Origin of the sequence: Nonomuraea sp. NPDC049625 (genome assembly GCF_040675285.1) — a bacterium.
In the GTDB taxonomy this organism is placed as follows: domain Bacteria; phylum Actinomycetota; class Actinomycetes; order Streptosporangiales; family Streptosporangiaceae; genus Nonomuraea; species Nonomuraea angiospora_A.
This window is the reverse complement of the sequence record NZ_JBFAOQ010000002.1, coordinates 842,226-864,772: the sequence shown is the minus strand read 5'-3', so window position 1 is coordinate 864,772 and position 22,547 is coordinate 842,226. Positions and strand designations below refer to the sequence as shown.

Here is a 22,547-nt window from a genome sequence, read left to right as displayed (position 1 = left end):
GAGGACGGCTACGTTGGGGCGCTCCGCAGGCACTCCGCTGGAGCCGGAAGATCCGCCGGCGATCGGCCCCTATGAGCTGGTCAGCCGTCTCGGCTCCGGTGGCATGGGCGTGGTCTACCTCGCCAAGGCGGCCGACGGGCAGCGGGTGGCGCTCAAGGCGATCCGGCGCGACTACACGGCCGACCCGGTCTACCGGGCGCGTTTCCACGAAGAGGTGTCCAACGCGCGCAAGGTGGCCTCGTTCTGCACGGCGCGCGTGCTCGACCACGGCGAGGACCGCGGCGTCCTCTACCTCGTCACCGAGTACATCGACGGCATCTCGCTAGAGGACCACCTGATCGAGCACGGCGCGCTGTCGCCGTCGGTGCTGCACTCCGCGGCCGTCGGCGTGGCCGCCGCGCTGACCGCGATCCACGCGGCCGGGCTGGTGCACCGCGACCTCAAGCCGGCCAACGTGATGCTGACGCTGGCCGGGCCCCGGGTGATCGACTTCGGGCTGGCGCGCTCGACGCACGTCAGCTCCCGGCACACGAACGCCGGCATGGTGATGGGCACGCCCGGATGGATCGCTCCCGAGCAGGTCTTCGAGGGGCGCACCAGCCCGGCGGGCGACGTGTTCGCCTGGGGGTCGCTGATCGCCTACGCGGGGCTGGGCGGGCATCCGTTCGGCGAGGGTGACGCGTACGTGATGGCGGCCCGGGCCCGCAGCGCGCCGCCCGACCTGCGGGGGCTGCCCGCGCCGCTGGACCGGCTGGTGGCCGCGGCCATCCACCCCGACCCGGCGCGCCGGCCCGCGGCCAAGCAGCTGCTGCTGGAGCTGGTGGGGGCGGCCGACGAGCCCGCGGCGCAGCTCGCCGCCACCAAGCACCTGACCAACTCGTGGAACCCGTCGGACTTCCCGATGATGCCGCCCGACCGTACGAGCGCGGGTCGCCCGCCCCGCCGGCCCGAGGGTCGCGGCCCGCACGCCGAGCCCCGCGGGCCGCAGCCGCAGCCGCAGCCGCCCGCCGAACGCACCGGCCCCACGCCGAGGGCGGCGAGCCACGTGCCGCCCGCCGAGCGCACCGGCCCCAAGCCCGGCATGATGCAGCCGCCGCCCGCCGAACGCACGGGGCCCAAACCGGGTCAGATGCCACCTGCCGAGCGCACGGGGCCCAAGCCCGGCATGATGCAGCCGCCGCCTGCCGAGCGGACCGGGCCCACGCCCGGCGTCGGCCGGGTGCCGCAGCAGCCGCCGGCGCCCCACCCCGAGCGGACCGGTCCCGTGCCGCAGACCGGGATGGGCCCGCGGGGGCCGCATCCGGATCTCACCGGGCCGGTCCCCCACCACCAGACCGGGCAGGGGCCGATGCCCCACCCCTCCGCCACCGGCCAGGGGCCGTTGCCGGGCTATCCGCCCGCCAAGCCCAAGCGGGGTGTGTTCGCGGGCTGCATGACCGCCTTGATCATCGCGTTCGCGCTGGTGGTGGGGCTGATCCTCGTGCTGATCTGGGTGCTGCGGCCCTCGTCGGCCGGCGAGGACGGGCCCGTGCAGGACGGCAAGCTGCGCTTCGCCGTTACCAGCACGAAGTGCCCCAAGCCCGTGAAGTCCGCGCAGACCCGCACGTGCCAGATCGGCGTGCGGGTCAGCAACGTCGGCCAGGAGGCCAGGGTGCTCTACCCGGGCCAGCAGAAGCTGGTGGATGAGGACAAGGAGTTACACGGCGGCACCAAGCTCCTCGACATGGACGGCAAGGAGATCACGCCGATCCGCATCGAGGCGGGCCAGTCGTTCGCCGGCGCGCTGGTGTTCGAGCTGCCGAAGGACCTCGCCCCGGCCGCGCTCGAGGTGCACGACTCGGGGCTGAGCAACGGGGCCCGCCTCAACCTCGGCTGAGCCGCCTCTGAGCCGCCTCCGGGACGCCTCAGAACCCCTCGGTCGGGGAGACCACGCCCTCCAGCGGGGCGCCGTCGCCGAAGCGCCGCACGTTGGCGGTGACGCGTTCGGTCAGGCCGCGCCAGTAGGAGGAGGGCGGGTTGGCGGAGTGGGGAGTGATGAGCACGTTGTCCAGGCTCCACAGCGGATGCCCGTCGGGCAGCGGCTCCGGGTCCGTGACGTCCAGCGCCGCGCCGCCGATGCGGCCCGCGCGCAGCGCGTCCACCAGCTCGTCGGTCACGACGAGGCTGCCTCGGGCGACGTTCACCAGCCAGGCGTCCTCGCGCATGAGCTCGAACTCCCGCTTCCCGAACATCCCCCTCGTCTCCGGCGTGGCCGGCGCCAGGACGGCCACGTAGTCGGCCTCGGGCAGCACCTCGCGGTAGCGGGCGCGCGGCAGCACGAGGTCCGCGCCGGGCGCCTCACCGCTGTCGGTGACCGCCAGGACCCGGCAGCCGAACGGCTCCATCATCCGCATGAGCACCCGCCCGATGCCGCCGTAGCCGACGATCGCGACCGTCGAGCCCGCGAACTCCCTGGACGTCTTCGGCTCCCACGTCTTGACCCTGGCCGCCCGGTACAGCCGGCGCGCGGCCGCCAGCATCAGGGCCATCGCGTGCTCGGCCACCGGCAGGCCGTAGGAGCCGGTGGCGGCGGTGAAGACCGGGTGCTCGGAGATCAGCCCGGCGTCGGCGAACCGCTCGATGCCCGCGCTCGGCAGTTGCACCCAGCGGATGCCCTCGTGGAGCATCGGCCGCAGCTCCGCGGGACCGCCGCCGAAGAAGACGATCGCCTCGGCCTCCTCCAGCGGCACGACCCTGCCGCCCGCCTGACGCACCGCCTCGATGAGCACGGGAACCGGCTCGGGTCCGACATGGACGGCGACGGTCATGCTGGGGCCTCCTTCTCGCCACGGGATCATTAGCGTATCGGTGATGCCCGAGCACGACGTTCTCCGGTGCCAGCATCTCTTCAGCCTTCGTGGGTAGGTTTGGCCGGGTGTCCGCCGTCGCCGCCCAGCCCGTGACCACCCCCGTCCCCGCTGCCGCCAGGCTCGCGTGGCTGGACGCGCTCCGGGGGATCGGCGCGCTGGCCGTGGTGGCCGAGCACCTGCTGCCGTGGTTCCTGCCCCAGCTCAGGCCGTACTGGTTCAGCCTCGGCATCTACGGCATCCTCGTGTTCTTCCTGGTCAGCGGCTACATCATCCCCACGTCCCTGGAACGCCACGGCGACGTGCGCAAGTTCTGGATCAGCCGGTTCTTCCGGCTCTATCCCCTCTACCTCGGCGTGGTCGTCCTCGTGCTGGCCCTGGCCTGGTGGGTGCCGGTGCGGCCGGAGGTGCCCAGGGACGCCAGCGCGGTGGCGGCGCACGCGACAATGCTGCTCGACGTCGTGAACGTGGGCGGCGTGGCCGACACGATGTGGACGCTGTCGTACGAGATGATCTTCTACCTCCTGGTCACCGCGCTGTTCCTGATCGGAGGGCACGGCCGGAGCGGGCTGCTGTCGGTGTCGTTCGCGGCGGGGGCCGTGGTGGTGGGGCTGGTGGCGTCGGGGGCGGTGCTGACGGGCGGGTGGCCCGCCTACGTCTCCGCCGCGATGTTCGCGGCCGGGCTGGCCTGCGTCGTGTGGGGACGCCTGCGCACGGCCGCGGCCTGCGTGCTGGGGCTGATGGCGCTGACGCTGCTGCCGCTGAGCAGCCGGGTGCCGTGGCTCGCGGTGGCGGTGCTGGCGGTGATGTTCGCGGGGACGGCCATCCACCGGTGGGAGCGGGGCCACGGACGGCTGTGGCCGGTCGCGGTGGCCGCGGCGCTGGTGGGGATCGCGCCGCTGTGGGCCGTCCAGGGCGGCTGGTGGTGGGTGCGGGCTGATGTGTGGCTGACGACGATCGTGCTGGCCGGGACCACGTTCGCGGCGGGGATGGCGCTGCGGGGGCGGCGGCTGCCCAGGGTGCTGACCTGGCTCGGGCTGATCAGCTACTCGCTCTACCTGGTGCATCACCCGCTGCTGAAGTATTTCGTGGCGATCACCGGTGACCTGCGCCGGGCCGAGCCGGCGTACCAGCTCATGATGGCGGCGCTGGCCCTGACCGTGGTGCTGACCGTCAGCGCGCTCAGCTACAGATACGTCGAACGGCCCATGCAGGCGCTGGGCCGCCGCCTCTCAGGCGGGCGCGCCCGCCGGCTCCAGGGCGAGGGCGATCGCGGGATGGCTCGACAGGACGCGCGACACGACGGGGTCCTCGGCCATGAGGAAGCCCAGGTGCCGGACCGCGTGCGCGACCACGTTGGCCAGGGCGACGCGCTCAGGTGACGGGGTCGCGGGCCCCTCGCCCCTGGCGATCTCCAGCTCGGGCACCTCGACCGCGGGCAGCCACGGCTCCGGGTCCGGGCAGACCGCATAGGTCAGGACGACCCCGCCGTCCGGCTCGTATCGCCAGCTCGTGGAGTGCACGACGGTCCCGGGGTCCTCGGCCGCGACCCCGCCGAGCCGGCGGGCCGCCTCGTCGGGGCTCTCCTCTCGCCGCGGCCGGGTGAGGGCATGCCGGTAGGACCAGCGATTGTCGGTGCCCACCCGTAGCATGAGCGTCTCAACCAGGATCACGTGTCTTCCCGTCACCGCCACCAACTTACTGCCAACTATATGCAAGTACGTCTCAGACGCATTGTCGCAACGCTCTTGAAAGCCGTGGCGGGCCCGGATGTAGTCGATGACATGCGAGAGAGGGGCCGACAGCCATGCCGGGTTTGCTGGTGTTGATGGGGTCGGGCGAGACGAGCCCGACCATGGTCGAGATCCACCGCGCGGCGGCGCGTTCGCTGCGTGCCGGGGCACGGGCCGTGCTGCTCGACACTCCCTACGCCTTCCAGGAAAACTCCGCCGACATCTCCGCCCGCGCCTGCCGCTACTTCGCGCGCAGCGTCGGCCTGGAGGTCGAGGTGGCGGCCGGGATCACGGGCGCCGACTGGGTCTTCTCGGGTCCCGGCAGCCCGACGTACGCGCTCGACCGGTGGGCCGGCTCGGGCGTGGCCGGCGACCTGCGTGCCCGGATCCGCGCGCGCGAGGGGGTGACGGTGCTGGCCTCGGCCGCCGCCTGCACGGCGGGCCTGGCCACCGTGCCGGTCTACGAGATCTACAAGGTAGGCGCGGATCCGCATTGGCGCGAGGGCGTCGACCTGCTGGATCCGCTCGGGCTGCGGGCCGTGCTGATCCCCCATTTCGACAACGCCGAGGGCGGCACCCACGACACCCGCTACTGCTATCTGGGCGAGCGCCGGCTGTCCCGCATGGAGCGCGAGCTGCCGCCCGGCACCGCCGTCCTGGGCCTCGACGAGCACACCGCCCTGATGATCGACCTCGAGACCGAGTCGGTGCGGGTGGCGGGCCGGGGCGGCCTGACCGTCCGCCTGCCCGGCTCCACCACGGTCCTGCCCACGGGCACCCACACCGACCTGGCCGAGCTGCGCCGCCTGGCCGAGGGCGGCCCCGGCACGGGCGCCGTCACCCCGCCGCCCCCGGCGGACCCCGCTCCGGCCGAGGTGACGCTGGAGGAGACGATCCACAGGTGCGAGGAGCTGTTCAAGGCGGCGGTGGCCCGTCCGGACCTGGTGGCGGCGGCCCAGGCGGTGCTCGACCTGGAGGCCGAGATCGTCAAGTGGGCGGCCGACACGGAGGAGGACGCCGGCGGGGTCGACCAGGCGAGAGAGCTGATGCGGCTGCTCATCGCCCGCCTCGGCGAGCTCGCCTCGACCGCCCGCCTCCGCTCGCAGAGCCTCCCCTCCCTGGTGGAGCCCCTGCTGGTGCTCCGCACCCGGCTGCGCGAGGAGGGAAGGTACGAGGTGGCGGACGCGGTGCGGGCGGCGATGCAGGAGGGCGGGATCCTCGTGGAGGACACCCCGGACGGGCCCCGCTGGACCTGCGCCTCCTGAGACATCCGGCGGACACCTGTCTCGGCTGAGCGCTAGAACGTCCTGGCGATCCGGCGGGCGCGTTCGTCGGCCTGCTTGCGTTCGGCCTCGTACGAGCCCGTCAGCGTGGGGTGGTGGCGGATCTCCTGGATGTCGGCGATGCCCGCCCAGCGGAGCCAGTCTTCGAAGTACGTCGACTGGAAGTCATTGCCGAACTCCGGCCCCAGGCCGGGTCCCCAGACGGCGCTGGTGTAGACGACGGCGGCGCGCTTGCCGGTCAGCAGGCCGCGGTACCCGGTCTCCGGGTGCACGCCGAAGACCATCGCCGGCTGGCTGACCACGTCGATGAACTGCTTCAGCTTGTAGGGCACGCCCCCGTTCCACATCGGCACGCTGAAGAGGTATCGGTCGTAGGAGTCGAAGCGCTCGAACGTCCGCACGGCCGCCGCCCACGCCTCCGCCTGCTCCCCCTCGGGCGTGCCACCACCGAACACGGTCATCTTCGCGCCCGCGGCGGCGGGGCCGAACTCGGGGAGCGTGCCGTCCCACAGGTCGAAGTGATCGACCGTCGCACCTGGCCTGGCGGCGCGGTACTCCTCGACGAACGTCCCCGCGATGCCCAGCGAGATCGACTCGCCCCCACGGGGGGAGGCGGAGATGTGCAGCAGTCTGCTCATGATTTCACGTCCTTTCCGGACTGTGGTCCGATTACTGCATCGAAAATACGGACTGCAGTCCGATTGGTCAAGTGGCGGAGCGACGGGCGTACTGCGGGCGCAGTAGAGCGGATGGGTACCTCGGGATGAGGGACTTCGCCCAGGTCAGGCCTAACGTTTGAAAGGTGCGTACGGTGACCTGGCTGAGACGGGAACTCCTGTCCCGGCCCTATGCGGCCGACACTGTCCTGGCCGTGTGCGTGTATGCGATGACGCTGCTGGCGCCGGGCGCTCCCCCGCCGCCCGGCGCGGAGTGGCACCATCCGATGCGGCCCCTCACCACGTACGACATCGCGCTGGCCGCGGTCGTCTGCGGCGCGCTGGTCTTCCGGCGGCGGTGGCCCCACGCCGTGCTCGCCGTCACGGTCACCGGGTTCGCCGCCTATGCCATGATCGACGGCGCGCGGAGCGTGCTGGACCTGGCGTCGGCGATCGCGATGTACACGGTGGCCTCCCGATGCCCGCGCCGGCACGCGTGGATCTGCGGCGGGCTCGCCGCGCTGGTGGTCGCCGTGGCCAGGATCGTGTTCGGCGACAGCGCGTGGCTGGCGCCCGAAGTGCTGGCGCCGATCGCGGCGATCGGCATGGCCACCGCCGTCGGGGACTCGATGCGCAGCCGCCGGGCGTACGTGGCCGCCATCGAGGAGCGGGCGCGCAGGGCCGAGGAGACGCGCGAGGAGGAGGCCGAACGCCGGGTGATGGAGGAACGGCTGCACATCGCGCGGGAGCTGCACGACGTTCTCGCCCACCACATCGCGCTGATCAACGTGCAGGCGCAGGTCGCCGCGTACATGCTGGAGAGCGAGCCCGAGCAGGCCCGCGCGGCGCTGGGCCATGTCCGCGAAGCCGGCAAGGAGGCGCTGGACGAGCTGCGGACGACGGTGGGGCTGCTGCGCCGGCCGGGCAGCCGCGACGAGCTCCTGACCGAGCCCGCGCCGGGGCTGGAGGGGCTGCAGGAGCTGGTCGACTCCTTCACCGCCGCCGGGCTGAAGCTGGGCCGGCTGCTCTACGGCGATCCGAGGCCGTTGCCGGCCCCTGTGGACCTCGCCGCGTTCCGGATCGTCCAGGAGGCGCTGACCAACGTGAGCAAGCACGTGCCGCGGGCGACCGCCACCGTGCGGATCGAGTACGCCGCCGACGAGGTGATCGTCACCGTGACCGACGACGGTCGTGGCGGTGCGGGCGGGATCTCCCCCGGGTTCGGTCACGGCCTGATCGGCATGCGGGAGCGGGCCCTGTCGGTCGGCGGCACGTTCCTCGCCGGGCCCGTGGACGGCGGCGGGTTCCGGGTGCACGCCGTGCTGCCCACCTCCAGGGAGAACAGGCGATGACCGTCAACGTGCTGCTGGCCGATGACCAGGCGCTGGTCCGCGCGGGGTTCCGGGTGCTGATCGACTCGGCACCCGACCTGCACGTGGTCGGCGAGGCCGCCAACGGTCACGACGCAGTACGGCTGGCGCGGGAGACCATGGCCGACGTGGTGCTGATGGACGTCCGCATGCCCGGGATGGACGGTCTGGCCGCGACGAGGGAGATCACCTCCGACGAGGCCATGGCCGGGGTCCGGGTGCTGGTCCTGACCACGTTCGAGATCGACGAGTACGTCTTCGCCGCGCTGCGGGCGGGCGCCAGCGGCTTCCTCGGCAAGGGCGTGGAGGCCGGCGAGCTGCAGGAGGCCATCAGGGTGGTGGCCAGGGGCGAGGCGCTGCTGTCGCCGGCGGCGACCAGCCGGCTGATCACCCGCTTCCTGGCCGGCCCCGGCGTCTCTGCCCAGCACGTCCCCGAAGACCTCGCCGTGCTCACCGAGCGCGAACGGGAGGTGATGACCCTGGTCGCCTGCGGGCGTACCAACGACGAGATCGCCGACCTGCTGGGGATCAGCCGGGTGACCGCCAAGACCCACGTCAACCGGGCCATGACCAAGCTCAAGGCGCACGACCGCGCCCAACTGGTGATCATCGCCTACGAGACCGGCCTGGTCCGCCCCCAGCCCCGCTGATCGGCCGGGAACCGCGGGCGCGGTAGGCCCGCGCCCACGTCTACTGCGATCGCCGCAGTTCAGAACCCTCCTCCAGGCGGACGTTCCCCCGGGGCGGGGCCACGAGGCTTGAGGGGTGACCACGACGGCCCCGGCGCGGGGATCGCGCCCGGCGTCGTGCTGATCGCCGGTGATGGAGCCGTCCCACCGAGCGATCTGACATCCCTGCGAAGAGAAGTGGACAGCGATGACCGACACCACCTGCGGCCAGGGCGTCCTCCGTGACTTCCAGCGCTCGGAGCTGCCGAATCCCACGGTCGAGATCGTCATCCCCGTCTACAACGAGGAGCGCGCGCTCCCGGGATGCCTGCGCACCCTTCACGCGCACCTCCGTGAGCGGATGCCGTTCCCCTGGCGGATCACCGTGGCGGACAACGCGAGCCGTGACCGGACGCTGGAGGTGGCCCGGGAGCTGGCCGCCGAGCTGCCCGGCACGGACGTGGTCCACCTCGACAGGAAGGGGCGCGGGCTCGCACTGCGTACGGTGTGGGGCGCGAGCGAGGCCGACATCGTCGTCTACATGGACGTCGACCTGTCCACGCGCCTGGACGGGCTGCTGCCGCTGATCGCCCCGCTCGCCAGCGGCCACTCCGACCTCGCCATCGGCAGCCGGCTGGCCTCCGGCGCGCGCACCGTGCGCGGGCCGCGCCGCGAGCTGATCTCCCGCTGCTACAACGCGATCATCCGGCTCACCCATGGAGCCCGGTTCAGCGATGCGCAGTGCGGCTTCAAGGCCGCCCGTACGGACGTGCTCGGCCCGCTGCTCGAAAGGACGCAGGACGACGCCTGGTTCTTCGACACCGAACTGCTGCTGCTCGCCGAGCACAACGGGCTGCGCATCCACGAGGTCCCGGTCGACTGGGTCGAGGACGTCGACACCCGGGTCGACGTCGTCGGCACCGCCGTGGACGACCTGCGCGGGCTGTGGCGGGTGGCCCGCATGAAGGCTTCGGGCGCCGCACGGGCTCCGTTGCCGCGGCGCCCCGCCCCCGCCGCCGAGCACCCCGACGCCGTGCTGGCCCCCGCCAGGGCGGGCTCCCGCATCACCTGGGAGGTCGGCTGCTTCGTGGCCATCGGCGTGCTCTCGACGGCCGGTCAGGCCCTGCTCTACTGGCTGCTGCGCTCCTGGTGGCCGCCCGTGATCGCGAACCTGGTGTCGCTGCTCGTCCTCACCGTGCTCAACACCGAGGCCAACCGCCGCCTCACCTTCCGCTGGTCCGGCACGGGGGCCGGACGGGCGCACCTGGGAGCGGGGGCCCTCTTCCTGCTCGGGTACGTCGTCACCTCCGCCGCCGTGCTGCTGTTCCGCCAGGTCCAGCCCGACGCGTCGGCCGCGGCCGAGACGCTGGTGCTCACCGCCTCGTCCGTGCTGGTCACCGCCGTCCGTTTCGTGACGCTGCGCCTGGCCGTCTTCCGCCGTCCCACACCCTGATCGTCTTCGGAGAAGAAGAAGCACAGATGACCGACATCACCGAACTGCCGCCGCGTGCCGCCGGCCGTCGCCTGCCCGGCTGGGCGGCCCCGGCCGCGCTGGCGGCGATCCTGCTCCTGGCCACCGGCCTGTACGGCTGGGCCCTCGGCTCCCTCGGCTGGGGCAACGGCTACTACTCCGCCGCCGTGAAGTCGATGGGCCAGAGCTGGACGAACTTCTTGTTCGGCGCCTACGACCCGGCGGGTGTGATCACCGTCGACAAGCCGCCGGCGGCGCTGTGGCCGCAGGTCCTCAGCACCAAGCTCTTCGGCCTGCACGGCTGGGCGATGATCCTGCCCCAGGTGCTGGAAGGCGTCGCCACGGTGTTCCTCCTGCACCGCACCGTACGCCTGTGGGCGGGCGAGGCGGCGGGGCTGCTGGCCGCGCTGGTCCTCACCCTGACCCCGATCACGGTGGCGATCAACCGTGACAACAACCCTGACACCCTGCTGGTGCTGACGCTGGTGGCGGCGGCGTACGCGCTGACCCGGGCGCTGCGGACGGATTCCGGCCGGGCCGCCCTGCGCTGGTTGTGCGCCGCCGGGTTCCTGATCGGCCTCGGCTTCCTGACGAAGATGCTGGCCGCCTGGATGGTGATCCCCGCCTTCGCGGCGGCCTGGCTGGTCGGCGCGCGCGGCCCCTGGCTCGGCCGGCTGGCCAGGCTGCTGGCCGGGGGCGCGGTCCTCGCCGTGTCCTCCCTGTGGTGGATCGCGATGGTCGCGCTCTGGCCGGGGAACCGTCCGTACGTCGGCGGCAGCACCGACGGGAGCGCCTGGGACCTGGTCATCGGCTACAACGGCCTCGGCCGGGTCCTCGGCGGCGGGAGCGGCGGCGTCCCGGGCGGCTTCGGCATCTCCTTCGGCGGTGCGGCCGGTCCGGGGCGGCTCTTCAACGAGCAGGTCGGCGGGCAGATCAGCTGGCTGCTGCCGTTGTGCGGGGTGGCGCTGCCGCTGGCCCTGGCCGTCGCCGTACTGCGCCGGCGCGGGGTCGCGATGCCCGGTGAGCCGCTCGCCGCGGCCGGATGGGTGCTGTGGGGCACCTGGCTGGTGGTCTGCGGCGTGGTGTTCGCCACGCAGCAGGGGATCTTCCACCCGTACTACACGACGCAGCTGGCCCCCGCCATCGCCGCCCTCACCGCGGGCTTCGTCACGGCGCTGGCCCGCGCCCATCGGGCGGGGGCGCGCTGGGCGCTCCCGCTGGGGGCCGGGGCCGTCGCTGTGACCGCGGCCTGGGCCTGTGCCGTGATCGGGCGGGCCCCGTTCTGGAACGGCTGGCTGGTGTGGCCTGTGGGTGCGGCCGGGCTGGCGGCGGTCGTCCTGCTCCTGCTGTCCGCCGGCCGGCGTCGGCTGCTGCCCGCCGCCCTCGGCGTGGCGGTCCTGGCGGTGCTGGCGGCGCCCGCGGCCTGGGCGATCAGCGTTCCCGGCACCACGTCGGCGCTGGGCGGCGCCAACCCCACCGCGGGGCCGCCGGCCATGCCCTTCGGCGGCGGTGGCGGAGCCGGCCCGGCTCCGGGCGGGCGCGAACTCCCGGGAGGGATGCAGCTCCCGCCAGGCATGGAACTCCCGGAAGGCATGGAACTCCCGCCAGGCATGGAACTTCCCGAAGGCTTTCCCGGCGGGAGCCCGGGCGACATGCCATCCGGACTCGCGGGCGGCTTCCCGGGAGGCTTTCCCGGCGGCGGCGCCGAGCTCACCTCCGACCAGCGCAAGATCCTCGACCATGCCGTCAAGAACTCCGGCTCCGCCCGGATCAAGCTCGCCGTCGAGGGTGGCGCCACGTTCGCCTCCACGTTCATCCTCGGCAGCGACGCCACCGTGATCGGCATGGGCGGCTTCATCGGCATCGACGACGCCCCGACCGTCCGGCAGCTGAAGGACTGGACGGGTTCCGGACAGCTGCGCTTCGTACTGGGGTCCGGCTTCGGCTCCATGATGGGCGGGTCGAGCACGAGCCGCTCGCAATGGATCAAGGCGAACTGCGCCGAAGTCCCCGCCGCCGCCTATGGAGGAAGTCCTGCGACCGGCGGCCTCACCCTCTACGACTGCGTCCCGAAAAACTGACCAACAGAACCGATCTGGTCAGTTTGTCTATTAGGGTCGTGGTGACACGACAGAAAGGGAGTCGGCAATGAAGGACGCAGTCGGGCGTGCGCTGGTGGTGGGGCTCGGGATCGCGGGCATCGCCACCGCGCTGCGCCTGCGGCAGGTCGGCTGGGAGCCGGTGCTGGTGGAGCGGGCCCCGGCCCGCCGCTCGGGCGGGTACTTCATCCTGCTGTTCGGCACCGGTCTCGCCTCCGCTCAGCGGCTGGGCGCGCTGGAGGCGATCGGCGACCGCACTCCGCGGCTTCCCCCCTACGAGGTGAACCGGGCCGGTCGCCACACCGCCGGCATGAGCCTGGCCAACCTGCCAGGCAAGCCACGGGTGGTGCTGCGCGGGGACATCGAGCGGGCGCTGTTCTCCGCGCTGCCGGCCGACGTGGAGATCCGCTATTCCACCGTGCCCACCCACATCGCCCAGGACGACTCCGCGGCGGAGGTCACCCTGCGCGACACCGCCTCCGGCGCCACCGTCACCGAGCGCTTCGACCTGGTGGTGGGCGCCGACGGGATGCGCTCGACCGTACGCAGGCTGGCCTTCGGCCCCGAGGAGCACCTGCGCCCGCTGAACTACATGATCGGCGCCACCGTGCTGGACCGGCCGATCGAGGGCCTCGGCCAGGGGCAGGGCCTGACCCTGGCCGAGCCGGGACGCTCAGCGTGGATCTTCCCCTTCTCCGACCACCCGCCGGGCCTGCTGTTCTCCTACCGCACCGACGACATCGACGCCGAGTTCGCCCGCCCGCCGATCGAGTCCATCCGCGCCGCGTTCGGGCCGCAGCCCGCCGGACCGCTCCTGGAGAAGTTGTTCACGGCGTTCGAGCAGGCTCCGGAGTCCCTGTTCGACTCGGTGAACCAGGTGAAGATGCCGCGCTGGCACCACGGCCGGGTGGTCCTGGTCGGCGACGCCGCCTGGTGCGTGACCCTGTACGCGGGCATGGGCGCCTCCAGCGGCATCGCCGGAGGCGAGCTGCTGGGCACCATGGTGCAGCGCCACCCCGGCGACCTGCCCGGCGCGCTGCGCGCCTGGGAGGCCCGGATGCGGCCCTTCATCCAGACCGAGCAGGACAGCGCGCTGATCATGCGCAGGATCTTCACGCCGCACGACCGCAAGGAACTGGTCATGCGCGGCGCGATGCTGCGCCTCATGCGCACGCCGGTCATCGGGCCGGCCATGGGCAAGATAATGAACGGCCCGGACATGAAGAACAAGACCTTCGACGTCGCCGCCGTGTGACCCGACCCCAGCCCGAAAGCAGAGGACAGCCCACGTGAGCCAGCTGATCGAGCGCCACTCGCGCAAAGCCGCCCGCATCCTGGACAGCGCGCGGGAGCTGGTGCTCGATCACGGCGTGCACAAGGTGACGGTCAGCGAGATCGCCCGCGCGGCGGGGGTCGGCAAGGGCACCGTCTACCTGTACTGGCCCGCCAAAGAGGACCTCATCCTCGGGCTGTTCGCCCGCGAACTGCTGGCCTTCCTGGACGAGATCACCAGCCGCGTCAGCGCCGACCCCGCCACCGTGCTGCCGCACCGCCTGGCCCCGCTGCTGGTCCGCACCGGGCTGAAGTTCCCGCTGGCACGCCGGGTGCAGAGCGGCGACGCCGATCTGCTGCGGCTGCTCACCCAGCAGGCCGGCGACCGCGAGTTGTTCGCCCGCACCACACCCGGCGCCCTGTGCGAGGCGGGCATGCCGATCCATCACCGCCACGGGCTGATCCGCCACGACCGGCCCCTGCCCGAGCTGACCTACGCCGTGCACGCCGTGCTCACGGGGTTCGGCGCCGCGCTGTCCGACCCGGCCACCGCCGCCCTCGGCGTCGATCCCGACCAAGTCCTCGCCGACACCGTGGCCCGGCTGCTCGAACCCGCCGTCGCCCCCGCCGACTCGGCCGTCGCCGCGGCCGCCGACGAGGTCCTCGCCTTCCTGCGCCAGATCCAGAAAGGCATGCTGGACCTCATCGAACGCAGCCAGACCCTCCAGCAGTGAACCGCGGCGCGGCGCCGGCTATCGGCGCGGGGGGTCGATGCGGGCGCCGTCGAGGGTGAAGATCATGATGCGGGAGAGGTCGATCGCGACCTTGGCGGCGTCGCCCGTGCGCCAGACGGGGCGGTTGCCCAGGCGGACGATCAGGTCGGAGCGGCGGTGGATGCCGCTGTTCGGGTGCTGGCCGACCTGCTCCTGCTCCTGGTGCTCCTCCTCCCGCTGGGAGGAGAAGATCCGCCGTACCAGCCCCGACAGCTTCCCCGGGCCGCTCTTGTTCCCGTTGCTCCGCTGGCGCGGGTCCGGCGGCTCCGGCACCGGTACGGCGGGCACCCCGCACGCCAGGTACGCAAGCCACTCGTGCCCGTGGTACTCCAGCGCCCGCACCCGCCCGAAGAACGACGGCCCGTCGTACGACTCCTGCACCGGGGCCAGCCCGTCCGGGCGCATGCCCACCAGCACCTGCCCGCCGGTGTGCTGCGAGATCGCGTACGCCCTCGGATCGCTCCACGGCATCGTGAGCTGGTGCGGGCCGAAATCGAGCATGACGTACTGGTTCTGCGGCGTCCTGACAGTGGCCGACAACAGGTTCAACTGCTGGGAGTTGAGGAACGCCGCCACGAACGCGGTGGCTGGATCGTTGTAAATCTGGGAGGGGGTGCCGACGTCCTGGAGCACCCCTCGGTTCAGGATGGCGATCCGGTCGGCGAGCGTCAGCGCCTCCACCTGGTCGTGCGTCACGTAGATCGTGGTGACGCCGAGCGACCTGACCAGCGCCGAGATCTCCATGCGCAGCTCGGTACGCATGCCCGCGTCCAGGTTCGACAGCGGCTCGTCCATGAGGAACAGCTTCGGCTGCCGGACGATGGCCCGCCCCATGGCCACACGCTGCCGCTGGCCGCCGGAGAGCGTGCCGGGGCGGCGGTCCAGCGTCTCGTCGATGTGTAAGGCCTTCGACAGTTCGGTCACCCGCTCGCGCACCATCGCCGGGTCCGACTTGGCGATCTCCAAGGGAAAGGCGATGTTCCCGCGCACCGTCCGGTGCGGATACAGCGCGCCGTTCTGGAACACCATGGCGACGTCACGATCGCGCGGGGCCAGATGGTTGGCGATCTCGCCGTCCAGCCACAGGTCACCCTCGGTGATCTCCTCCAGTCCCGCGATCATGCGGAGCAGCGTGGACTTGCCGCAGCCGGAGGGTCCGAGGAGGACGAGGAACTCGCCGTCCTCAGCCCGCAGGCTCAACCGGTCGACTGCGAGGTAGTCGCCCGGATACACCTTGGACACTTTGTCGAGAACGACCGAGCTCATGGGCCCACACCTTGCGCACGTGTCACCTGTGACGGGGCTGATTGAAGAGGTAGTACATCGCGCCTTAACGCTAGATGTCCACCCTTGACATAAAGAATCTCCTGCGCAGGCGTTTCGGTCGAGGGCTTTGTGGGTTCTTACGCCGAAATTTCCGGATTGGAGGGGTATGTAAGGGCTTGCGTAAACTTGCGGCAAGGGATTTCATAGTCGAGACCGTCAGGGGGAGACTATGACCGCATGGTGGCGAGACGCCGCGATTTACCAGGTGTACGTGCGTAGCTTCGCCGACGGAGACGGCGACGGCGTGGGTGACCTGATCGGCGTTCGCGATCGCCTGCCCTACCTGGCCGGGCTCGGCGTCGACGCCATCTGGCTGACGCCCTTCTACACCTCCCCCATGGCCGACTTCGGGTACGACGTCGCGGACTACCGGGACGTCGACCCGCTGTTCGGATCGCTCGCGGACGCCAAGGCGCTCATCGACGAGGCGCACGACCTCGGCCTGCGGGTGATCGTGGACATCGTCCCCAACCACACCTCCTCGGCCCACCCCTGGTTCCAGGAGGCGTTGCGCGGCGAGCACCGCGATCGTTACATCTTCCGCGACCGGCCGAACGACTGGGAGTCGATCTTCGGCGGCCCGGCGTGGACGCGGGTCGAGGACGGGCAGTGGTACCTGCACCTGTTCGACCCCGCGCAGCCGGACCTCAACTGGGACAACGACGAGGTGCGCGGCGAGTTCGAGTCGATCCTGCGGTTCTGGCTCGACCTGGGCGTGGACGGCTTCCGCGTGGACGTGGCGCACGGCATGGTCAAGCCGCGCGACCTGCCCGACATCGGCCACCCGAACCAGACCACGCTGATCGGCAAGGAGCCGGTGCCGTACTTCGACAACGACGGCGTGCACGACATCCACCGCGCGTGGCGGCGCGTGCTCGACTCCTATCCCGGCCAGCGCATCGGCGTGGCCGAGGCGTGGGCGCCGACGGCCGAGCGGCTGGCGATGTACGTCCGCCCGGACGAGCTGCACCAGGCGTTCAACTTCCACTACCTGTTCACCCCGTGGGACGCCGCCGAGCTCAGGGCGGTGATCGACTCCTCGCTCGCCACGGCCGGCTCCGTGGGCGCCCCGACCACCTGGGTGCTGTCGAACCACGACGTCAAGCGGCACGTCACCCGCTACGGCGGCCTGGCCAGGGCCCGCGCGGCCGCGCTGCTGACGCTCGCGCTGCCCGGCTCGGTCTACGTCTACCAGGGCGAGGAGCTGGGCCTGCCCGAGGTGCTCGACCTGCCGGAGGAGGTGTGCCAGGACCCGCAGCGGCTGCGCGACCCCGACAGCGGCCGGGACGGCTGCCGCGTCCCGCTGCCGTGGACGCGCGAGTCCGGCTGGCAGGACCCGTGGCTGCCGATCCCGTCCGAGTGGGCCGAGCTGAGCGTGGAGGCGCAGGAAGGGACGCCCGGCTCGACGCTGGAGCTGTACCGGGAGGCGCTGGGGCTGCGGCGCGGGCTCAGCGGGGACCTCGTCTGGCACGAGTCGCCCGAGGGCACGCTCGTGTTCTCCAGGGGGCCGTACGTCTGTGCCGTCAACCTCACCGCGACGCCGGTGGACTTCGGGATCGACGGGGAGCTCCTGATCGCGTCGGATGTCCCTGGAGCAGGGGATTCGGCGGCCTGGTGGAAAGTAAAGTGAGTGGCATGAACGGTCACGCTCGCCTAGCCGACATCGCCGCCCAGGCCGGGGTGAGTGAGGCCACGGTCAGCAGGGTGCTCAACGGCAAACCCGGCGTCTCGGCCGCCACCCGCCAGGCGGTGATGACCGCGCTCGACCTCATGGGCTACGAGCGCCCGCCGCGGCTGCGCCAGCGCAGCAACGGGCTGGTCGGCCTGGTGACGCCGGAGCTGGACAACCCGATCTTCCCCGCGTTCGCGCAGGCCATCGAGAAGGCGCTGACCCAGCACGGCTACACGCCGGTCCTGTGCACCCAGCTGCCCGGCGGCGCGCCGGAGGACGAGTTCACCGAGCTGCTGGTCGACCGCGGGGTGAGCGGCATCGTGTTCATCTCCGGGCTCCATGCCGACAGCACCGCCCGCATGGACCGCTACACCCGCCTGACCGACCGCGGGCTGCCGATCGTGCTGGTCGACGGCTACAGCGAGCACATCGACGCGCCCTTCATCTCGCCCGACGACCGCATGGCCGCCCGGCTGTCCGTGCAGCACCTGGTCGACCTCGGCCACGAGCGGATCGGGATCGCGCTGGGGCCGCGCAGGTTCGTGCCGGTGATCAGGAAGATCGAGGGCTACAAGCAGGCCATGGCGCAGCTGCTCGGCGCGACCGACGTCGACGAGCTGATCGCCCACTCGCTGTTCTCCGTCGAGGGCGGGCAGGCGGCCGCCGCGCAGCTGCTGACCCGCGGCTGCACCGGCATCGTGTGCGCGAGCGACCTGATGGCGCTGGGCGCGATCCGCGCCTGCCGGGAGCGGGGGCTGTCGGTGCCGGGAGAGGTGTCCGTGGTGGGGTTCGACGACTCGCCGCTGATCGCGTTCACCGACCCGCCGCTGACCACCGTACGCAAGCCGATCGGCGCGATGGCGTCGGCGGCTGTGCAGACGCTGCTCGAAGAGGTGAACGGCGCCCCCGCCAAGCACGTCGAGCTGATCTTCCAGCCGGAGCTCGTCGTCCGCGGCTCCACCGGCTCCGGCCCGCTGGTCAACCGGTGACCCACGACATCTTGGTTCTCGGCGGTGCCGGGGTCGATTCGACGGTGTACGTGCCGGAGCTGCCGCTGCCGTACCGGGACACCTACCACGTGCCCCCGGTCGTCGACCGGATCGGCAACACCGGCGCGGGCGTGGCGCTGGGCTGCCACGCGCTCGGGCTCGCCGTCGCCTTCGCCGACCTGATCGGCGACGACCCGCAGGGCGCCCTGGTCCGTCAGGCGCTGCGCGAGGTCGACTGCTCCTTCGGGCCCGCCGCGGCGGGCACCCGGCGCAGCGTCCTGCTCGTGGGTCCGGACGGCCGCCGCACCTCGCTCCACGACCCGAAGGCCACGCCGGACGAGCGGCTGCCGCGCGAGCTGTACGCGAACACGCGCGCCCGGCACGTCCACCTGTCGATCATGGACTTCTGCCGCCACGTCTACCCCGACCTCGACGGCACGCCGATCTCCACCGACCTGCACGACTGGGACGGCGCCAACGACTATCACAAGGACTTCGCCTACCGGTCCGACCTGGTGTTCCTGTCGGCCACCGCGCTGGCCGACCCGGCCGCCACGATGCGCGACATCCTCGAGCGAGGCCGCGCCCACACCGTCGTCTGCACGCGCGGGGCCGACGGCTGCCTCGTCCTGACGCGCGACTCCGGCGTGCGCGCCTTCCCGGCCGCGCCGCTGCCCGGGCCGGTGGCCGACAGCAACGGCGCGGGCGACGCGTTCGTCTCCGGCTTCCTGTACGGCACCTTGCGCGGCCGGTCGCTGGAGGAGTGCGTACGGCTGGGCGCGGCAGCCGGGGCGCACGCGTGCACGGTCGCCGGCACGCACGAGTCCCCGATCACGAAGTCCGCGCTGCTGGCTACGTTTTCGCGGTAGACGACTGATCCAGCTCCCGCCAGGCCCGGCAGACGAACGGCGGGATGGACGTGATCAGGTAGAGGCTGGTGAACGCGTAGAGCGTGGTCCGCAAGCTGGTCAGCTCGGTGAGGGAGCCGGCCAGCAGCCCGCCGGCCGGCATGGCCGCGTACGCGGCGGCCGTCATGGTGCCGAGCGCCCGCGCTCTCATGGGGGCGGGGATGCGGCCGAACTGCAGGATGCCGAGGATCGGGTTGATCGCGCCGGCCGCGAACCCGGACAGCGCGGCCGTGGCGAGCGCCACGGGGAACGGCGCGCCGAGCGCCAGGACCAGTACGCGCGGGACGCCGGCGATGAGGAAGCACACTCCGTAGGTCAGCCTCATGGGTAATCGTTCGCCGGCGGCCCCGTACACGATGGTCCCCGCCACGGCGCCCGCCCCGAGTGCGCCGGTGAGCAGGCCGAACGCGCGGGGGTCGCCTGCCACGTCGCGGGCGTACAGGGCCAGCAGCACCTGGGTCACGCCCGTGTCGAGCATGTTGACGACCACGATCATGCTGGTGGCGCTCATCTGCAGGCGGTCGCGCCAGAGGAAGGCCAGGCCGTCGCGCAGGTCGCGGATGTAGCCGCCGGATTCGCGTTCGCCGTTCTCGATGCGCGGGACTCCGCCGGCGATGAGCGCCGCCGACAGGAGGAAGGTGACGCCGTCGACGATGAGGAGCGTGCTCGGTCCCGCCCAGAGGATCAGGATGCCGGCGAGCGGGGCGCCCACCATGGTCGCGCCGCGGCTGGCGCCGTCGTACGCCGCCGTAGCGTGCTCGATGCGGACGCGGCCGAGGGCCGACAGGTCGGGCAGCATGGCCTTGCGCGCGGTCTCTCCCGGCGTGGCGGCCAGCCACCGTACGAACAGCAGGAGCAGCAGGAGCGGATAGGACAGCCCGGTCGTCAGGAACAGCGCCGGAACGGCGAGGACGACCACCCCGCTCACCAGGTCGGACACCACGCTCGCCCCGCGGAACCCCAGCCAGTCCACCAGCGTGGCGCCGAACGCGGCGGAGATGACGATGGGGAACGTGGTGGCGAAGGCGGCCAGCCCCGTGAGCCCGGCGCTTCCCGTGGTCTCCAGGACGAACCAGGGGACGGCGAGCATGGAGAGCACGTTTCCGGTGACGGACAGAGCGTTGGCGGACAGCAAGGTGATGAATGGACGCCTCACGCGTAATGCCCCCGGCATCGTCTCCCGCTTCAGCGTTCCTCACGGTCGGCGTGCGGTCAAGGGAGGGTTCCGTGGCCGGGGCCCGTCGCCCGACGCGCGGCGGCGGGCTCAGCCCGGCCGGTGGGTGGACAGGCTGGCGTGGTGGTCGGCGCCCGCGGGACCGTGCGGGTCGGTGTGGACGGTGGCGGCTCTCAGGCGCGGGAGTTCGTGGATGAGCCGGTGCTCGGCCTCCACCGCCACCGCGTGGGCGTCCACCACCGACATGTCATGATCTACCAGGATCTCCACCTCGGCGTGCAGGGCGTGGCCGATCCAGCGCAGGCGTACGGAGCCGACGCGGTGCACCCCGTCCACCGCGCCCAGGATGCTCTCGGCGCGGTCCACGAGGGCGGGGTCCACGGCGTCCATGAGCCGGTGGTAGATCTCGCGGGCGGCGTCCCGCAGCACGAAGCAGATGGCGAACGTGATCAGCAGGCCCACGATCGGGTCCGCCAGAGGGAAGCCGAGCGCGGCGCCGCCCGCGCCCAGGAGGACGGCCAGCGAGGTGAAGCCGTCGGTCCTGGCGTGCAGCCCGTCGGCCACCAGGGCGGCCGAGCCGATCTCCCGGCCCACCCTGATCCGGTAGCGGGCCACCCACTCGTTCCCCGCGAACCCGACCACCGCCGCCCCGGCCACCCATCCGACGGCCCGGAGGTCCTGGGGGTTCAGCAGCCGGGTGACGGCCTCGTATCCGGCCAGGGCCGCCGAGGCGGCGATCAGCAGGACGATGACGATGCCCGCGAGGTCCTCGGCCCTGCCGTACCCGTAGGTGAAGCGCCGGGTGGCGGCGCGGCGGCCGAGCGAGAACGCGATCGCCAGCGGGACGGCGGTGAGCGCGTCGGCCACGTTGTGCAGGGTGTCGCCGAGCAGCGCCACCGACCCGGAGGCCACGACGATCACCGCCTGAACGGCGGCGGTGACCATCAGGACGCCGAACGAGACGGCCAGCACGCGCATGCCGCGGCTGCTGGTCTCCAGGGCGGCATCGGTCTTGTCGGCGCTGTCGTGGGTGTGGGCGCTGAGCGGATTGTGCGCCGCGACAGCGTGCCCTACCCGGGCGACCCACCCGCGGCTCTCTCCGAGATGCCCGTGTCCATGTCCGTGTGGCGTATGGCCTCTGTGGTCAGTCATGGCATTCCTCGCTTGCGCAATTCGACCCTTTTGACCAGGATATGTAGTCATGTACGCACGCGAAAACGTCTCAGGTGCCGACCAGTCGCAAGAGCAACCCACTCCCGCTCAGGTGAACGCGGCGGTGGACGCCTTCCGCATGCTCAGCGACGGCACCCGGCTGAGGCTGATGTGGTTGCTGTCATCGGGCGAGAAGGATGTGAACTCGCTTGCCGAGGCTATCGGCGTGCCCCGCCCGTCCGTGTCGCAGCACCTCGCCAAGCTCCGGCTGGCGGGACTGGTGGACACCCGCAGGGACGGGCGTCGCGTGCTCTACAGCGCACGCGACTCCCACGTACGGGCTCTCATAGCGGAGGCCCTGTTCCACGCCGGCCACGAGGTGTCCGGCCTGCCCCGCCACGCCTAGCCGGTTGCCGCCCCGGGCCGGGCGCGGGCGGCCAGCTTGGCGACCACGTCCACGATGCGGGCGGCGCGCTCCAGCTCGGCGCGGTGGAACACCGGCCCGTCCGCCCTGGCGACCACCAGGTGCAACCCCTGCGCCACCACCGGCAGCAGCATCAGGCGCAGTTCATTGGCGTCCAGGGTGGCGGCCCGCGGCGGGGGTTCCGGCAGGTTCAGCTCGAATTTCTCGGGGGCGGCCAGCGAGGCGTGCCGTACGGCACCGTCGGCCAGGGCCACCGACCACTCCGCGCCGCACAGCCCCGGCAGCGCGTCCACCAGCGCGGCGAATCCCCGGGCGGGCTGGGACACGACGTGCATGAGAAGGTCATAGTCCAGCGCCGAGCCCGGCACCTCCTTGGTCGCCCAGACGCCCTCCACCCGTACGCCCGGCATGGCCGACAATCGATCGCGAGCCTCTGAGGCGGTCACCGGCCCAGGCCAGGAAACAGTGAAATCGTCCACGGCCCGTCCGGCCTCGCGTTCGAGCACGGTGACCTGCAGGATGTCCGCGCCCAGCGCTCCAAGAGACTTGGCGACCTGGCCAAGGCCGCCCGGCCGGTCCGGCAGCGACACCCTCAGTCGCAGCAGCATTGCCGCCCCCTTTCAGAGGCTCTCACAGTGCCGTGGAAAAGTTTCGAGCATGTTCCACGGATATGTCGCGCATGCTGCGGTTATATCCCAGCATGCAGCGTTAAGTCCGGAATGTCGATAAAG

General features: G+C 72.0%; 19 protein-coding genes. 13 read left to right on the top strand and 6 right to left on the bottom strand.

Annotated features, from left to right (window positions below; genetic code table 11):
- The first annotated feature begins 13 nt into the window (after nt 1-13).
- The gene (locus tag AB0J87_RS11385; RefSeq protein WP_363964315.1) at nt 14-1,876 is read left to right on the top strand and encodes a protein kinase; all 1,863 of its coding nucleotides are present in this window, start codon (nt 14-16) and stop codon (nt 1,874-1,876) included.
- 28 nt (nt 1,877-1,904) lie between these two features.
- Here AB0J87_RS11385 and AB0J87_RS11380 read toward each other — a convergent pair whose 3' ends face one another.
- Nucleotides 1,905-2,807: a D-isomer specific 2-hydroxyacid dehydrogenase family protein gene (locus AB0J87_RS11380; protein WP_363964313.1), complete on the bottom strand. Its 903-nt coding sequence runs from the start codon at nt 2,805-2,807 to the stop codon at nt 1,905-1,907.
- Nucleotides 2,808-2,914: 107 nt separating this feature from the next.
- Between AB0J87_RS11380 and AB0J87_RS11375 the strand changes: the two genes are divergently transcribed.
- A complete protein-coding gene (locus AB0J87_RS11375) occupies nt 2,915-4,228 on the top strand; it encodes an acyltransferase (RefSeq protein ID WP_363964311.1) in 1,314 nt (437 codons plus the stop codon).
- Between the two features lie 425 nt (nt 4,229-4,653).
- Nucleotides 4,654-5,844 carry a hypothetical protein gene (locus AB0J87_RS11370; protein ID WP_363964309.1) on the top strand — a complete coding sequence of 397 codons (1,191 nt, stop codon included), beginning with the start codon at nt 4,654-4,656 and terminating at the stop codon, nt 5,842-5,844.
- Between the two features lie 32 nt (nt 5,845-5,876).
- Here AB0J87_RS11370 and AB0J87_RS11365 read toward each other — a convergent pair whose 3' ends face one another.
- Complete coding sequence (locus tag AB0J87_RS11365; RefSeq protein WP_363964307.1) at nt 5,877-6,500, bottom strand: NAD(P)H-dependent oxidoreductase; 624 nt, start codon at nt 6,498-6,500, stop codon at nt 5,877-5,879.
- Nucleotides 6,501-6,673: 173 nt separating this feature from the next.
- Here AB0J87_RS11365 and AB0J87_RS11360 point away from each other — a divergent pair, with 173 nt between their 5' ends.
- The 6 genes from AB0J87_RS11360 to AB0J87_RS11335 all read left to right on the top strand — a co-directional run bounded on the left by AB0J87_RS11360 (nt 6,674) and on the right by AB0J87_RS11335 (nt 14,132).
- Entirely contained in the window at nt 6,674-7,870 is a 1,197-nt protein-coding gene (locus tag AB0J87_RS11360; protein ID WP_363964305.1) for a histidine kinase, read from the top strand.
- Nucleotides 7,867-8,538, top strand: a complete 672-nt coding sequence (locus AB0J87_RS11355; protein WP_350726879.1) for a response regulator transcription factor — start codon at nt 7,867-7,869, stop codon at nt 8,536-8,538. Before AB0J87_RS11360 ends, AB0J87_RS11355 begins: the two co-directional genes overlap by 4 nt.
- 226 nt (nt 8,539-8,764) lie before the next feature.
- Entirely contained in the window at nt 8,765-10,009 is a 1,245-nt protein-coding gene (locus AB0J87_RS11350; RefSeq protein ID WP_363964303.1) for a bifunctional glycosyltransferase family 2/GtrA family protein, read from the top strand.
- 26 nt (nt 10,010-10,035) lie between these two features.
- On the top strand, nt 10,036-12,108 hold the full coding sequence (locus tag AB0J87_RS11345; protein WP_363964301.1) for a glycosyltransferase family 39 protein: 2,073 nt from the start codon (nt 10,036-10,038) through the stop codon (nt 12,106-12,108).
- A gap of 67 nt (nt 12,109-12,175) precedes the next feature.
- Nucleotides 12,176-13,381, top strand: coding sequence for an FAD-dependent monooxygenase (locus tag AB0J87_RS11340; protein ID WP_363964299.1), 1,206 nt, complete (start codon nt 12,176-12,178; stop codon nt 13,379-13,381).
- A gap of 34 nt (nt 13,382-13,415) precedes the next feature.
- Nucleotides 13,416-14,132: a helix-turn-helix domain-containing protein gene (locus AB0J87_RS11335; protein ID WP_363964297.1), complete on the top strand. Its 717-nt coding sequence runs from the start codon at nt 13,416-13,418 to the stop codon at nt 14,130-14,132.
- A gap of 18 nt (nt 14,133-14,150) precedes the next feature.
- On the opposite strand, the gene AB0J87_RS11330 is transcribed toward AB0J87_RS11335, so the two are convergent.
- Entirely contained in the window at nt 14,151-15,437 is a 1,287-nt protein-coding gene (locus AB0J87_RS11330) for an ATP-binding cassette domain-containing protein (RefSeq protein WP_363964295.1), read from the bottom strand.
- A 229-nt stretch (nt 15,438-15,666) separates the two neighbouring features.
- Between AB0J87_RS11330 and AB0J87_RS11325 the strand changes: the two genes are divergently transcribed.
- The 3 genes from AB0J87_RS11325 to AB0J87_RS11315 are packed head-to-tail and all read left to right on the top strand — an operon-like array spanning nt 15,667 to nt 19,027.
- Nucleotides 15,667-17,127, top strand: a complete 1,461-nt coding sequence (locus AB0J87_RS11325; protein ID WP_363964293.1) for a glycoside hydrolase family 13 protein — start codon at nt 15,667-15,669, stop codon at nt 17,125-17,127.
- A gap of 5 nt (nt 17,128-17,132) precedes the next feature.
- On the top strand, nt 17,133-18,158 hold the full coding sequence (locus AB0J87_RS11320; RefSeq protein ID WP_363964291.1) for a LacI family DNA-binding transcriptional regulator: 1,026 nt from the start codon (nt 17,133-17,135) through the stop codon (nt 18,156-18,158).
- On the top strand, nt 18,155-19,027 hold the full coding sequence (locus AB0J87_RS11315; RefSeq protein ID WP_363964289.1) for a PfkB family carbohydrate kinase: 873 nt from the start codon (nt 18,155-18,157) through the stop codon (nt 19,025-19,027). Before AB0J87_RS11320 ends, AB0J87_RS11315 begins: the two co-directional genes overlap by 4 nt.
- Here the strand turns inward: AB0J87_RS11315 and AB0J87_RS11310 are convergent.
- Entirely contained in the window at nt 19,011-20,222 is a 1,212-nt protein-coding gene (locus AB0J87_RS11310) for an MFS transporter (RefSeq protein ID WP_363964287.1), read from the bottom strand. The genes AB0J87_RS11315 and AB0J87_RS11310 overlap by 17 nt on opposite strands.
- Before the next feature lie 108 nt (nt 20,223-20,330).
- On the bottom strand, nt 20,331-21,392 hold the full coding sequence (locus AB0J87_RS11305; RefSeq protein WP_363964285.1) for a cation diffusion facilitator family transporter: 1,062 nt from the start codon (nt 21,390-21,392) through the stop codon (nt 20,331-20,333).
- A gap of 49 nt (nt 21,393-21,441) precedes the next feature.
- On the opposite strand from AB0J87_RS11305, the gene AB0J87_RS11300 reads away from it, so the two are divergent.
- Nucleotides 21,442-21,798 carry a metalloregulator ArsR/SmtB family transcription factor gene (locus AB0J87_RS11300; protein WP_363964283.1) on the top strand — a complete coding sequence of 119 codons (357 nt, stop codon included), beginning with the start codon at nt 21,442-21,444 and terminating at the stop codon, nt 21,796-21,798.
- Here AB0J87_RS11300 and AB0J87_RS11295 read toward each other — a convergent pair.
- Nucleotides 21,795-22,424, bottom strand: a complete 630-nt coding sequence (locus AB0J87_RS11295; protein WP_350726867.1) for an amino acid-binding protein — start codon at nt 22,422-22,424, stop codon at nt 21,795-21,797. The two genes, AB0J87_RS11300 and AB0J87_RS11295, sit on opposite strands and share 4 nt — an antisense overlap.
- Between the last annotated feature and the right edge of the window lie 123 nt (nt 22,425-22,547).

Coding starts and splice junctions, on each gene's coding strand:
- AB0J87_RS11380 (WP_363964313.1), bottom strand. CDS start 2,807: ATGACCGTCGCCGTCCATGTCGGACCCGAGCCGGTTCCCGTGCTCATC.
- AB0J87_RS11370 (WP_363964309.1), top strand. CDS start 4,654: ATGCCGGGTTTGCTGGTGTTGATGGGGTCGGGCGAGACGAGCCCGACC.
- AB0J87_RS11365 (WP_363964307.1), bottom strand. CDS start 6,500: ATGAGCAGACTGCTGCACATCTCCGCCTCCCCCCGTGGGGGCGAGTCG.
- AB0J87_RS11355 (WP_350726879.1), top strand. CDS start 7,867: ATGACCGTCAACGTGCTGCTGGCCGATGACCAGGCGCTGGTCCGCGCG.
- AB0J87_RS11350 (WP_363964303.1), top strand. CDS start 8,765: ATGACCGACACCACCTGCGGCCAGGGCGTCCTCCGTGACTTCCAGCGC.
- AB0J87_RS11345 (WP_363964301.1), top strand. CDS start 10,036: ATGACCGACATCACCGAACTGCCGCCGCGTGCCGCCGGCCGTCGCCTG.
- AB0J87_RS11340 (WP_363964299.1), top strand. CDS start 12,176: ATGAAGGACGCAGTCGGGCGTGCGCTGGTGGTGGGGCTCGGGATCGCG.
- AB0J87_RS11330 (WP_363964295.1), bottom strand. CDS start 15,437: ATGAGCTCGGTCGTTCTCGACAAAGTGTCCAAGGTGTATCCGGGCGAC.
- AB0J87_RS11325 (WP_363964293.1), top strand. CDS start 15,667: ATGACCGCATGGTGGCGAGACGCCGCGATTTACCAGGTGTACGTGCGT.
- AB0J87_RS11320 (WP_363964291.1), top strand. CDS start 17,133: ATGAACGGTCACGCTCGCCTAGCCGACATCGCCGCCCAGGCCGGGGTG.
- AB0J87_RS11305 (WP_363964285.1), bottom strand. CDS start 21,392: ATGACTGACCACAGAGGCCATACGCCACACGGACATGGACACGGGCAT.
- AB0J87_RS11300 (WP_363964283.1), top strand. CDS start 21,442: ATGTACGCACGCGAAAACGTCTCAGGTGCCGACCAGTCGCAAGAGCAA.
- AB0J87_RS11295 (WP_350726867.1), bottom strand. CDS start 22,424: ATGCTGCTGCGACTGAGGGTGTCGCTGCCGGACCGGCCGGGCGGCCTT.